Origin of the sequence: Nostoc cf. commune SO-36 (genome assembly GCF_023734775.1) — a bacterium.
GTDB lineage: Bacteria > Cyanobacteriota > Cyanobacteriia > Cyanobacteriales > Nostocaceae > Nostoc > Nostoc commune_A.
The window spans coordinates 5,796,769-5,810,263 of record NZ_AP025732.1; the positions used below are offsets into that span (position 1 = coordinate 5,796,769).

Consider the following 13,495-nt stretch of genomic DNA (forward strand, 5'->3'; position numbering starts at 1 on the left):
CATTGGTCATTAGTCATTGGTCATTGGTCATTGGTCATTGGTCATTGGTCATTGGTCATTGGTCATTGGTCACTTGTACTGAGCAACTTGTGCCAAGCGTACTCCTACGGAGAAGCAAGCTACGCGTAGCATCTTGCAGAGAAGCCGAAGTATTAGTTCTCGACAAATGGACAAAAGATAAACGACAAATGACACAGGACAAAATGACAAAGGACAAATTTACTGTATGGACATTTTGTTCGCCGTTCCGGCGAGTGTAATGGTCTTTGCTTTGGGTGCATCTGTTGGCAGTTTTATCAACGTTATTGTTTATCGGCTACCTGCTAGGTTGTCAATTCTTTGGCCACCTTCTCGTTGTCCTAAATGCTTAAACCAGCTAAAAGCTTACGACAATGTACCAGTGTTCGGCTGGATTGCCTTAAAAGGGCGGTGTCGATATTGCAAAAGCAAAATTTCTGTCCGTTATCCTGTGGTAGAAGGGGTAACGGGCATAATTTTTTTACTGGTTTTTTTGGTATTTCAAGTTTCGACTTTAACGATAGGCTATTGGGCTTTTTGTAGTTGGTTATTGGCGCTATCGCTTATCGACCTAGATACAATGACTTTACCCAATCCACTTACTCAATCGGGTTTAGTGGTGGGGATTTTGTTTCAAATGGTGGTTGGTTTTTTACCAGAGGCTAGTTCCGTGGCATTGGTAAATCACCTGATGATGGCGATCGCCAGCGCAGTATTAGGCTTATGGCTGTTTGATGCGATCGCCCTATTAGGTTCAATTGCCTTTGGTAAAGCTGCAATGGGTGCAGGTGATGCAAAGTTAGCAGCCATGATGGGAGCCTGGTTAGGCTGGAAATATTTGCTCTTAGCTACTTTTATCGCCTGTGCGCTGGGAGCGTTAATTGGTAGCGGCGTTATTGTGCATACTCGTAGAGAAGCCGCAAGGCAAGCAGCATCACGACAAACATTAGGACAAAAGATGCCTTTTGGCCCTTTCCTGGCTTTAGGATCTGTTGTTACCCTATTTAGTGGGGAAGCCATCTTATCTAACTATTTGCGGTTATTTTTTCCAACATCTTGAATTACAGTGAGAAATAAGGGGCAAAGGGACAAGGAGAATAACCCATGCCCAATCCCCTTACATAAAAAATATTTATAATTCGTGACTGTAACCAACATTACCCCATCTGCCCTTCACATTTTGCTAATATTCAGCTTGTGACTTGTATTACCCTCTTAACGACGATTAACCGTTGGCAAGCGCAACTAATGCAACAGATGCTGATTGTTCAGAACCCAGCAATACAAATAATTGATTGGGGTAGGAGGGGGAAAGCATCTTATTTGGAGGTTGGTATTCTCATGGCTTTGTCAGTACGTCTATATAATTAAGTCTGCTGAAAAAAAAGAGCAAGAGACTTGTATTGGTATAAGTATTTTCGTTAAGCTGGCAACCAAAGATGAAAATTAAGGTCTGAATAGCTTAAAAACGTAGTTTGACAATGTAGTCATTAATGAGCTAGTACGGTCTTCTCTCAAAGGGAGAGGCTAGCGCCAAGGGGTTTCCCCTATAACTAACTAGCGTTAACGAGTCTTTTTCTATCGGAGGCGCTACACGAACAAGCGTCACCCAAAGGGATCGTTAGTAAAGACAAATGATTAATGGCTAAAGACAACCCAATACGGATTGATATGTTTTCGACCTCATACCCACCTAAAATAAAATAAAAAATGGCTAATAACGAAGAATCGCGTGGTTTAAAGTTTCTATTTGATTGGTTTGCAAATCGACGGAAATCAGGATCTACCAGCCTCGAACGCCAAGAACGTGAAATTGCTGATGGGCTATGGCATAAATGTTCCAAGTGCAGTGTGTTGACATATACAAAAGACCTGAAAGCCAATCAGATGGTTTGTGCCGAATGTGGTCATCACAATCGGGTAGATAGCGATGAGCGCATCCGTCAATTGATAGATAACAATACTTGGAAACCGCTAGACGAGCATTTGCGTCCAAGCGATCCCCTAGAATTTCGCGATCGCAAACTCTACAGCGATCGCTTGCGGGAAATGCAAGAGACAATTGGCTTAATAGACGCGGTTAAAACTGGTTTAGGCCAAATTAATGGTTTGCCCGTTGCCCTTGGGGTTATGGATTTCCGCTTTATGGGTGGTAGCATGGGTTCAGTCGTGGGAGAAAGACTCACCCGCATGATTGAGCAAGCCACTCAACGGCGATATCCTGTAGTTATCGTCTGTACCTCTGGTGGCGCTAGGATGCAAGAAGGAATGCTTTCTTTGATGCAAATGGCGAAAATCTCCGCAGCCCTACAGCGCCATCAAGATGCGCGACTATTATATATTCCCGTTTTGACCAATCCCACAACGGGCGGCGTTACTGCTAGTTTTGCAATGTTGGGCGACATCATCTTAGCAGAACCCAAGGCAACCATTGGTTTTGCAGGTCGGCGAGTGATTGAGCAAACCCTACGGGAAAAACTACCCGAAAATTTTCAAACTGCTGAAGATTTGCTCCAGCACGGTTTTGTTGATGATATCGTACCCCGTACTCAATTAAAGAATACCCTAGCCCAGCTGATTGCCCTACACCAGCCTGTGCTAACAACACCTCACATGGTCTTGTGGGAAACAATGTCTTTAACTTCTACCGCTGCAGAATAAAGCAGGGGGAGCAGGGGGAGCAGGGGAGAATAATACTACCTCATCCTTCTTATCTCTCTCATCCTCTGCTCGGCTCTTGGAGAAACATGAGTGGAACAAGGGCTACTAGCCGGAATATACCAGATAGGGCAAATAAGCCTAGCAAGCCTCCGAATTGAGCAAATTGGACGATGAAGCTGCCTATAATTGTGCCTAAAGCACCACTCCCTCCAGCAACGGCAGCTGCGATCGCAAAATAGATAGACTGATTTTTAATTGGTGCAATGCTTAATTGTATATTGTTGCTGCACAAGTCAATTGCCGCCCAAGTACCTCCAATCAAGATGTGCAACAGTGGCAACCACAACCAAATGCCAAGGCGATTAACACTAATCCCCAGCCACAGTAGTGGTGTGACTGCAACCAAAATCCCAATATAGATGAGGATGGGACGATTACCTATCTTATCTGCTAATTTTCCCCACAGGATAAGCATCAGCAAATTTGCCCCCGCCTGAAGGCTGTTGTAGATAGTCACATAGCTCACATCCAAATCCAGAGTGTCCAGCATATAGAGGTTAAAAAAAGGAGCGCTGAGGTTAACAGCAAGCGCCCAGAAACTGAAATACAGCAGAAATATCAAAAAGTTAGAGTTTTTGCAAATGCTGTTAGTTACCTGGTCTTGTGGCGGATGAATTGATTGAAATACTTCAGAAGCTTCATCTTTTGCAACCTCTGATTGAATCTCGCTTATTTGAGATGACTTGCCATAATAAGTATTTTGCAATTGCGGATTCATATCCACCTGGAAATACTGACATCCCAATCCCACAATCCCAAACACAATGCCTACTAGTAGAACTACCCCATAACCTTGTAGAGATCCCCCATACCAATGTGATACAAATAGGCCGGCCATTGGTACGCAAACCAAATTAGTTAGACTAGCGGCACTATTGCGTGTTCCAAAATACCTGCCTCGTAATCGCCGGGGAACGATCATTGCCACCCAACTTAGCCACGATGCACTTCCTAGTCCTCCCAAAAGATTGCTGAATAGAACAATCAAGAGTGTTAATATCACTAATTGATGAGTATTAATTACTCCCCAACTGACGCTAGCAATGCCAATTACTAAAACCAGCCAAAGTAGCCGACCAATTCCATGTGTCCGAAGCGAATATTGAAAGCGGCTGGTGCAGCGTTCAGACAAGTAAGCACCTAACGGCTGAATAAGATTGACCAACATGGGGATAGACGACAGCATCCCAAATACCACTGGACTAGCGCCCAATTCCACCAAGAAATTGCAGAGTAAAATTCCGCCAGTTCCAAGGGAATAAACTGCTGCTAAGACAGAATCCGCAGTGGAAGCTTTTAAACTAGTGCGAATAATATCCTTGGGAATTCGAGAGTTTGGAGAGATTGGTGGTGGAGGCGAGGCAATCTGGGGAAATTCCAGAGTCAGTGGCGCAGTTGTTTCAACCTGAACATAATCCATAATCTATGTTTATGGGTGAAGTATCCTGGGATAAATTCTGTTCCAAAGTAACTCAGTATGCTTTGATTAGCATTGCTGATAATTTTTCGTTATTTTAGCTTGCAATTTTCAACAAAAATTTTAATAAGTAAAATATTACTGTTTAACGATAGAAGGTAGAAGTAATAAGAGAGACTGTTATCTACCTGCGATCAATAAAAGATTATTTAATTTTTTGGGATTGGTGATAGCGATCGCTATTAGTAACGGTTGTTATATATACTACACCGTGATAAATATGTCAGTATCCAATGGCACTAAGAAAAGCCCAAAGGCTTGTGTCGTCTTGTTCACAGCCTCCAGGCTGGGAAGGCTGGGAATGTATTTAAAGTGGGCTTCTGCCTCTTGTCAAGCTACTGGAGGCGGAGCCTCCCAGAATGTGTTCCTTGCCTAGAGGCAGGGAACCAGTCAGAGCAAGGGCTGTATCTTTTCTTAGTGCCATTCAGGTCAGTTTTTCTTAAGTGAACCGTATTGACCAATAATCTAAGAGGTTGTTTGAAAAGTGTTTCGCTGTGACTTTAGGTACTTTTAGATCCCCCCTAACCTTCCTTAAAAAGGGGAGAACCGGAATCAAAGTCCCCCTTAAAAAGGGGGATTTAGGGGGATCTAAAATTTTTGATACCGACAAGAGAACTTTTTAAAAATCCCCTAAATAAAGATAAGATAGTTCGTCATTGCGAATGAAGTGAAGCAATCGCAATGACTGAGATTACCACGCTTCACTTCGTTCTGCTCACAATTACATCTTATATTTAATTGTGTCTACTTAGTTGCATTTTAAAACTATTATCTGTAACACTTCCTTAAGTCTAAAAATTGCTGTAACTATCGAATATTTACCTCTTGCAGGGAATTTTCTCCCTGAAGATATTCAACTTTAGTAGCTAAGTTCTTAGGGACAAATGAATTTGTTCTTCTTGCAAAAGCTACCTTTTGATTGTCAGGTAGGAGGCGTTGTTTTTGAGTATATTCATTCAATTTTACTTGAGCTTGAGCATAAACTAAAGTATCACTGGGAATGTTTCGGAGAAATTTTACAGCTCGATTAAAATCACCAATAGATGCTTTTTTATAGGCTTTCTGTAAAAAATAAGCTGCTCTGATCTGCCGCTTTCGATTGTACTCAGCCAACTTATTTTGAACTAAAGCACCAGCATGACTTTCTTTAGGAATTTGACGCAGATATTGTAATGCAGTAGAAAAATCTCTGATCTCGGCACTTTCGTAAGCTTTTGCTAATAAATATTGCGTCTGTGCTTCAATATTAACTGATGCTTGCTGAACTAGTTTATCTGTTTTAGATTGCCAATATGAAATCTTGGGAACTTTAGCAGCAGCATCAAGAACATCTGACCATTTACTATCAGCAAAAGCTGTTTCAGCTATTTGGTATTGCTGTGCAGCTACTTGCCATTGCTCTTGCCATTCTTCAATTTTTGCTTGCGCTTCTGGATAAACATTACTGTGGGAAGATATTGATTTAACTAGTGCGATCGCTTCTTCTAAATCCCCTGCTTGATATTCTTTTGTCGCTTTATATAAAGTATCTGTTTCTGAGTATGCAGGTGCAGTATTAACTAAAGAATATACACCAAATCCCATCACTAAAGAATTAGCTGCTAGTCCTACTTTCATTCCTGTTAATAATGGGGATGAATTTCCAGATGTAGGATTTTTCGCTACTTCTAAGGGAAATTGAAAATCTGCTTCTAATATTTGTGATGGCTGAGTTTCCCATACCATTTGTTTGAGTACCCGCAATACCTCACTCGCAGACTGAAAACGGTCTTGGTAATTGTAGCGGATCATTTGGCTGAGAACAGCAGCTAGATAATCATTAACTGGCGTGTTTTCAAAACGCCAAAAAATTTCTTTAGTATGAGGATCAGTTTTTAATTGTAGTGGTTCTAACCCAGTTAAAGCCTGGATAGCAATCATACCCAAAGCATAAATATCACTGTTGGGCTGTGTTTGACCAATAAATTGTTCTGGCGGTATGTAGCCCAATGAAGTGACGGGAATTCGATAAATGGGCAATTCCGCACATATCCCAAAATCAATAGACTGAATTGAGCCAAAATCAATTAAAACTAACTTGTGTAGGGCTTCAACGTTACCGTAGGCATCGCTAGTACGTCTAATCAAGTTTTCCGGTTTAATATCGCAAATGGATCACACCTTGAGAGTGAACAAATTCTAGAATACCTAAGACATCTATCAGAAATTCTACAACTTCCCTTTCACTCCATAGACAGCCCCATTGTTGATCAATAGGCAATTCCGCAGTTAGCGCATGTCCTTCAATACACTCTTGCACTAAATAAAATCGCTCGTTTTCTTCAAAGCAGGCGATGAACTTAGGAATTTGCTGATGGCTTCCCAAATGCTTGAGGGTTTGGGTTTCAGTCTGAAACAGTAACCTCAACAGATTCAAGTCGCTGCATTCGGAACTGCTAACTTTAATCTGTTTAACAACGCATTTGGGGTTCTCTGGATAATCTACGTCTACAGCAATGTATGTTTGGCCAAACAGCCCTGCACTGAGGCTTTGGACAATTTTGTAACGCCCTTGTAGTAATTTACCGATTATGTGGTTGGTCATGACCTGGTTACTCAGTAAGTCCTTTTATTTAGTTTTTCTGACATTCCCTCCTGTTTCCGGAATACTTTAGAAATAAATAACCAGAATTTTGATACTCTAAATACAAGCTAATTTTTTTAAGTATTTTTGCGTAGTAAAAATCTGTTTTTTAGAAGAAAAAATACTTCGTATCTTTTTGCAAAGTATTGGCGATGCTACATTCTTAACTGGGAGATTGATGTTTATAATAGCTGCCTTGTAGAAAAAATACCTTAAAGTAACTAGTAATGAATTTTTAGAAAAACTGTAAATTTAAATTTCTTCTTGGCTAGAGGACGACAACAATCCGTCATCAGAAACACGTGTTGAAACTCAGGCAAAAGAAAAAATCAACGGCTAACAGCACAGTAACAAGAGGATATATCAGTGTCACAAAAACCATTAGAGTGGACAAGGCTTCAGTCTTATCCACCTCCTACTCGGCTATGCTTGCTCCATCCTTAGTCTGATATTCGACTCCATGTGGGAGCGATTAACTGCCCAGCCAATCCTCCTTTTTGACCAATCGCAAAAACCTGAGTTGCTAGGAGTATTCTTCCTTTTTTCCTAGTCTTGGAGATTATAAAATTATATGTAACCGTGCCAGTAGAGAAAGGGATTGTAGCAACACCTGTACCATTTGTTGCCACCGAATAAGTTCCATTCGCCACCGGGGGAAGATCGTTAATGTTTCTAGAACAATTAGGAATCGGATTGCCACACGGTAAGTTCGCTATGAGGTCTACAGTTAGTCCACCTTTTCCATCGAAGGTTATCGGCCCTAAGCTGGCAACATTAGCACTGTTGTTGACGTAGGCATAATTTCCCTGAAGACTGGTCTTTGTGAAAGTCTGAGCGCTATAGGCCATAGCAGACTGAGCAGTGTAGATACCAAGTATGACCAGAATTACCGCCAGTACCTTGAAAATATTCCTCATTTGAGTAGATTTATTTTGCATTTTCCTTACCTCGCTCTAACAACTAAAAATTGAGATTTCCCCGCTTTGGGGCATGACACAAAAGCTTAAAGACAAGCTTAAGCAAGCACAACCGCTACGTGAAGCGGTTAGCTCTCTCGGCTGCTGTCAGCTATCAGTTGCAACAAAGTGCTGTTCTGGCAGGGATAAATATAGGATTTCCCACCAGTCAGATTTTGTAGTAGGCAAACTATTTACGAGACTGGTTTTATCAGTCTGATACCGCTAATTCGGATGATTAGACTGATAAAAGATGCCAAAATAGGCAATTACACTGTGATTAATGAAAATACTACCACCATTAGGTGAATTAGACTGCAAAATTCCGTATTTCTTCCAATTAATATGACTGGGTATTACACATCAAGTAATCAGGTGTAGAGGTATGTTTAACTGTCTGCTGAAACAGTTAAGAAAACGTTCGTTTTTTTGACTAAAGCACAGGAGCGTAATTTAATGTGAGTTAGATGGTTAGAAAACAGCAAAAGCTTGCTATATATGAAATATAAGAAGTTGGGCAGGTGTTGCGTGCGATGACTACGCCCGCCGCCGGCATCGCTAAATGATTTAGGACTGCTTAACAGTAAGCACATTTATTTTTGAATTTTCAATTATTTAACTATTGACTTCTTCATCATGTTCAACCACCTCAGATTTATCTTGTAATGGCTTAACTACTCTGGCGATTGCTTCTTGAATAAAAGCTTTAATAAACTCATCTCTGCGGTTAATTTGAAACTGTCGCTGTACAACTTCCGTCATTCCCCCATCACCCCAATCTTGATCGTGACGAAAATATTCAATAAAACTCTTACCAGCAATTCGTGTTAAATAAGCTGCTGTTACGCCTTGAATCGCCTTACCAACAATAAAGGTGGCAACATTAAGCTGCAAAGCTGTAGATAATAATTGAATTGCTCCCTTAACAATGCCCAAACTAGCGATAGTTTTCGCTAAAGAAAGGGCTAACTCTCTTCCCCGTTCCATATTCAATTCACAGCCGTACACTCTACCAATTTCCACAACCATTTGAGCGTTGACGGCGGCTGTCGCCAGTAAATCTACAACTGGTATAGGCGTAACTGACACCACACCAGCACCAATCCATTGAAACCGTTCTACAATTTTGTCAGCTTGACGGCGACGCTGCCCATCAATAAGTTTTCGTGCTTCGTCTCCTAATCGCAGAGATTGCAAAAGAATATTATCCGCCACCAAATCTTCACCTTCGGCGCGTAAAACAGCAGCTGTGCGCCGCAGCAAGGGAACAATATCTGGTTCTGGTTGGAAGTTTTCGCCAGTTTCTAATTGTGCAGGTTGAGGATTCGCAGCGATCGCTACTACATCATTAGTAGCAATAAATCCCCGTACCCGTTGACGCAACCTCGCAAGGATGGATTCTTTATCTTCATCTGTATATAAATCAGTTTTGTTGAGAACTAGGAGCGATCGCTTGCCAATTTCTGCCAAGCCCCGTAGCGGCTCATATTCTGAGCGCCGTAAATCATTATCTACTACAAACAACAGTAAATCTGCTTCTGTTGCCAGTTCTCGCGCCATTTGTTCGCGTTCCGTTCCCGCCACCCCTGCTTCTAAAATCCCCGGCGTATCTGTAATTAAAATCTTGCGTTGTAATCCCTTCAACCGCAGACAATAAGTTTCCCCAACCTGGGTTGTACCCATTGGTGCATCCACTTGACCGACCATGCGTCCCATAATTGCATTTACCAGGGAAGTTTTACCAGCACTCCCCGTACCAAATACCACTACTTGAATTTCACCCCGTGCTAAGTTTGCTTCAATCTCCCGCGATCGACTTAATAAAGCTTGGCGTGCTACTTCATCTTGAATTTGCCCTACTTGTTGCCGTACAGCCTGGAGAGTTGTAGAAGCAGCGTCAGATTTAGCAGCCGGAATTTGTGCCGCAGTTACTCGCTTTGGGTTGCGGCGCGATCGCTTTTCCCCAGATTGAATCACCAATACATAATAGACAAAAGCTGCAACTAAGGCTCCAATGAGGAAAATTAGCAATAATAGCAACAAATTGCCTAGCAACGGCGAATAGGATAATTGCCAATAGAGGCGTGATAGGGAATCAATCAGCCATAGGGCTAGCCCCAAAATGACGATCAGACCAACAATCAGCGTTACTATGCGTGACAGAGGCATGGCTGGGAAAGATTAGTAAGTATTTAGTAGGCAGATGCTTCTAATCTTAATAGTTTCGGCATTTTTTACCAGAGTATAAAGGAGGAATAAGGGGCAGGGGGCAGGGGGAAAATAGGCTTTCTTTTCTTGGTAAAGGGACTTCCAGTGAAAAAACATCCCATCCCTGCGGGACACTTGCAGGGTACGTAGGGGCGCAAACCAGTGCGCCCCTTCATTTTTTGCGTCTTTAAAAAATTGCAACAATGTAAGAATGCAATTACCAATATTTCAAGGAATTTTAATATGCAGACTATTACCGAAAAGTCAATAAATAAGTCTTGGGCGAGTGCGATCGCAGAACCGGCAAAAGAATTTGCCCTTACCCAACTGTCAATTATTTCTGGAAAAGTTCCAGATGGCTTGCGTGGCACACTTTACCGCAATGGCCCCGCACGGCTCGAACGTGGTGGTGAGCGCGTGGGACACTGGTTTGATGGAGATGGGGCAATTCTTGGCGTCCATTTCACAGATGCAGGAGTTAGCGGAGTCTATCGCTATGTGCAAACAGCAGAATATCAAGCTGAAACTCAAGCGGATAAGTTTCTTTATGGTGTCTATGGCACGCATCCGGCAGGGCCCATCTGGAAGCGCTGGGGTCAACAGATCAAGAATGCAGCGAATACCTCTGTCTTGGCTTTACCTGATAAACTGTTGGCTTTATGGGAAGCAACTAATCCTTATGCCCTTGATTTGCAAACTTTAGAAACGAAGGGATTGGATGATTTAGGTGCTTTGGATAACGGATTACCTTATTCTGCTCATTACAAGCGTGATTCAGCAACAGGCGAGATTTTTAACTTTGGAATCAGTATCGGAAGTTCTGTACAGTTGAATCTTTACAAAAGCGATGCGACTGGCAAAATTATCCAAAAAACTGCTTTTAAGCTAGATCGCTATTCCATAATGCATGATTTTGTTTTAACTCAAAGATATTTGGTGTTTTTCATGCCACCGACACGGATGAAAATGCTGTCAGTTCTGCTTGGTGTGGCTACCTTTAGTGAATCTCTGTTGTGGGAACCTCAGCTAGGAACCCAGGTGTTAATTTTTGACCGGGAAAACTTATCTTTAGTTAGTCGTGGTGAAACCGATCCTTGGTTTAATTGGCATTTTGGCAATGGTTATGAAGATGAAGACGGTTCCGTGATTCTGGATGTGGTGCGATATGCAGATTTTCACCAAACTAATGAGTATCTGAGAGAATTTGCAAGTGGTGAGACGCACACAGTTTCTAGAGGAGCATTGTGGCAAGTGCGCCTCAATCCTCAAACTGGCAAAGTTACAGCAATGCAAGAATTTGTCAACCGCAAGTGTGAATTTCCTGTAGTGCAGCGATCGCAAGTTGGACAACCTTGGCGCTATACTTATATATCATTAATGCCCCAAAGAGGGGATGTAGACAAAGAACCGTTTGGTGCGATCGCTCGCTTCGACTACAAAACCGAAACCCTCACCGAAGCAGACTTAGGAGAAAACCGCTATGGTTCAGAACCCATCCACGCGCAAGATGTCCACAACTCTGAGCAAGGCTGGGTGTTAACCGTTGTATACGATGGTAATTCTCATACTAGCGAAGTTTGGGTATTTGATAGCGATCGCCTGGATGCAGAACCCGTTTGCAAATTAGGATTACCTAGCGTGATTCCCCACAGCTTTCACGGCACTTGGAACCCAGCATAACAATTTGATTGGGATTGGGAATTGGGGACTGGGTAAAAGGAAAGGTAAGAGAAGAATTTTCCCCCTGCCTCCCCTGCTTTCTCATTTTCTTTATACTAAGTGTAAAAACGTAGTATCCTACATATTGGTATTCAAAAATAAGCCCACAATCATGAGCAGAAACCCCATAGCATTACTACTTAGCGGAGTAATTGTCAGCTTCGGACTGTCATCATTGGTAGCTCAAGCACAACAACAGGTTTCTGATGCTCAAGTCGCGGCAATGGTAGAGGCGCTGCGATTAGCTGCACCGCAGACCGGCATCGCAAATGATGGACTTTATAGTGCATGGCAAGTTAAACCAGAAACCTTAAAAGGCTGGTCGAAACATTGTCTCAAAAAAGAACTAACACCAACGCAGTTTGAAAACAGCCCTGCAACGGCACGCCAAGTTATATCGTGCATTACACGCCGTGAGTTAAACAAGCAATTTCTCGCCACCAGTAATAATGAAACCGCCTCTGTGCGTGGTGTCGGTTGTTGGTGGATGACTGGCAGCTATACAGGGTGCGACAGCGGATTTACTGCTACATATCTTCAAAAAGTTGTCGGTTTTTACCAGCAGCAGCGTTCAAAACCAGTGACTACTCCATAGACATCACCAAATTAATCGCTGCGATGTGACAATACAAATATGAGTGAAAAAGAATGTAGAAACGTAGTACTGCTATTTATCTACAAAGGGTTCTAGATAACGCATATTTAATTTCTGCGAAATGTCTATTTGATTGGGTGAAAGAACACCGTATCAACTCGAAAATGGCTGATTTTCTACTGCTCTACTCCCCGTCTACACAAATAACGTTCAGAAATCAAATCAGATTGCCATAACAAAGGATTGTTTTGAACTTTATCAATCCTGGTTAGAATACATCGATGTCAAAAAAGCAACATTTCTTAAACAAAAAACTCGGTTGGTCTTTGGATGAGCGAGATCCAAAGTTCATAGAATCTCTAATGCCCCTATTTGGCTTTTTGTATCAGTACTATTTCCAAGTTCAAACTACTGGCTGGGATAATATTCCACCCCAACAAAAAGTCTTATTTGTCGGTTCGCATAATGGGGGACTCGCAGCGCCTGATATGGTAATGATGATGTACGACTGGTTCCGACGATTTGGTGTAGAGAAACCCATTTATGGTTTGATGCATCCCAAAGCTTGGCAGGTTAGCCAGCCCATAGCACAATTGGCCGCCAAGGCTGGAGCAATCATCGCTCATCCAAGAATGGCTTATACTGCCTTGCGCTCTGGAGCGAGTGTACTAGTTTATCCCGGTGGAGCCGAAGATGTCTTTCGACCAAATTATTTACGTAATAAAATATACCTTGCGGGACGGCAAGGATTTATCAAGCTAGCGTTACGAGAAAATGTGCCGATTGTGCCTGTGATTTCCTGGGGCGCTCACGATACGCTGATTGTACTCGCTGACTGCTACAAAATCGTGCATCAACTCCACGAGTGGGGGATGCCTTGGCTGTTTGGGATTGATCCAGAAGTTTTTCCGATCTATCTCGGACTGCCTTGGGGATTAGCAATTGGGCCGTTACCCAACATTCCATTACCAGTGCCCATATACACACGGGTTTGTCCACCAATTGTATTTGAACGCTACGGTCGAGAGGCAGCCAGCGATCGCTACTATATCAATGAATGTTATGAATTAGTTGTTAGTCAGATGCAGCAAGAGTTAGATAACTTAATTAAGCTAACTGCTAATACCAATTCTTTATAAAGATACATATAATTATTCTGCCTACTGCAAAGTAGAAGC

General features: G+C 42.3%; 8 protein-coding genes and 1 pseudogene. 5 read left to right on the top strand and 4 right to left on the bottom strand.

All coding sequences use genetic code 11. The annotated features are described in order from the left end of the window. The first annotated feature begins 226 nt into the window (after positions 1-226). Together ANSO36C_RS26415 and accD are read left to right on the top strand one after the other, a co-directional pair. Positions 227-1,078 carry a prepilin peptidase gene (locus ANSO36C_RS26415; protein WP_251957093.1) on the top strand — a complete coding sequence of 284 codons (852 nt, stop codon included), beginning with the start codon at positions 227-229 and terminating at the stop codon, positions 1,076-1,078. A 650-nt stretch (positions 1,079-1,728) separates the two neighbouring features. Further along, complete coding sequence (gene accD, locus ANSO36C_RS26420) at positions 1,729-2,679, top strand: acetyl-CoA carboxylase, carboxyltransferase subunit beta (RefSeq protein ID WP_251957094.1); 951 nt, start codon at positions 1,729-1,731, stop codon at positions 2,677-2,679. A 58-nt stretch (positions 2,680-2,737) separates the two neighbouring features. Here the strand turns inward: accD and ANSO36C_RS26425 are convergent, their stop codons facing one another. The 4 genes and pseudogenes from ANSO36C_RS26425 to ANSO36C_RS26440 form a co-directional block, all read right to left on the bottom strand. Then, positions 2,738-4,159 carry an MFS transporter gene (locus tag ANSO36C_RS26425; RefSeq protein ID WP_251957095.1) on the bottom strand — a complete coding sequence of 474 codons (1,422 nt, stop codon included), beginning with the start codon at positions 4,157-4,159 and terminating at the stop codon, positions 2,738-2,740. Positions 4,160-5,023: 864 nt separating this feature from the next. Next, a pseudogene (locus ANSO36C_RS26430) lies at positions 5,024-6,800 on the bottom strand (protein kinase domain-containing protein). A gap of 479 nt (positions 6,801-7,279) precedes the next feature. Continuing rightward, positions 7,280-7,777, bottom strand: a complete 498-nt coding sequence (locus ANSO36C_RS26435) for a hypothetical protein (RefSeq protein WP_251957096.1) — start codon at positions 7,775-7,777, stop codon at positions 7,280-7,282. 633 nt (positions 7,778-8,410) lie between these two features. Beyond that, a complete protein-coding gene (locus tag ANSO36C_RS26440) occupies positions 8,411-9,964 on the bottom strand; it encodes a YcjF family protein (RefSeq protein ID WP_251957097.1) in 1,554 nt (517 codons plus the stop codon). Positions 9,965-10,246: 282 nt separating this feature from the next. On the opposite strand from ANSO36C_RS26440, the gene ANSO36C_RS26445 reads away from it, so the two are divergent. From ANSO36C_RS26445 to ANSO36C_RS26455, 3 genes are all read left to right on the top strand, one after another. Next, complete coding sequence (locus ANSO36C_RS26445) at positions 10,247-11,683, top strand: carotenoid oxygenase family protein (RefSeq protein ID WP_251957098.1); 1,437 nt, start codon at positions 10,247-10,249, stop codon at positions 11,681-11,683. A 151-nt stretch (positions 11,684-11,834) separates the two neighbouring features. Beyond that, entirely contained in the window at positions 11,835-12,317 is a 483-nt protein-coding gene (locus tag ANSO36C_RS26450; protein WP_251957099.1) for a hypothetical protein, read from the top strand. Between the two features lie 281 nt (positions 12,318-12,598). After that, the gene (locus ANSO36C_RS26455; RefSeq protein ID WP_251957100.1) at positions 12,599-13,456 is read left to right on the top strand and encodes a lysophospholipid acyltransferase family protein; all 858 of its coding nucleotides are present in this window, start codon (positions 12,599-12,601) and stop codon (positions 13,454-13,456) included. Positions 13,457-13,495 lie beyond the last annotated feature (39 nt).

What these genes read in the sequence shown, in the direction of transcription:
- ANSO36C_RS26415 (WP_251957093.1), top strand. Translation starts at nt 227, where the DNA reads ATGGACATTTTGTTCGCCGTTCCGGCGAGTGTAATGGTCTTTGCTTTG.
- accD (WP_251957094.1), top strand. Translation starts at nt 1,729, where the DNA reads ATGGCTAATAACGAAGAATCGCGTGGTTTAAAGTTTCTATTTGATTGG.
- ANSO36C_RS26425 (WP_251957095.1), bottom strand. Translation starts at nt 4,159, where the DNA reads ATGGATTATGTTCAGGTTGAAACAACTGCGCCACTGACTCTGGAATTT.
- ANSO36C_RS26435 (WP_251957096.1), bottom strand. Translation starts at nt 7,777, where the DNA reads ATGCAAAATAAATCTACTCAAATGAGGAATATTTTCAAGGTACTGGCG.
- ANSO36C_RS26440 (WP_251957097.1), bottom strand. Translation starts at nt 9,964, where the DNA reads ATGCCTCTGTCACGCATAGTAACGCTGATTGTTGGTCTGATCGTCATT.
- ANSO36C_RS26445 (WP_251957098.1), top strand. Translation starts at nt 10,247, where the DNA reads ATGCAGACTATTACCGAAAAGTCAATAAATAAGTCTTGGGCGAGTGCG.
- ANSO36C_RS26450 (WP_251957099.1), top strand. Translation starts at nt 11,835, where the DNA reads ATGAGCAGAAACCCCATAGCATTACTACTTAGCGGAGTAATTGTCAGC.
- ANSO36C_RS26455 (WP_251957100.1), top strand. Translation starts at nt 12,599, where the DNA reads ATGTCAAAAAAGCAACATTTCTTAAACAAAAAACTCGGTTGGTCTTTG.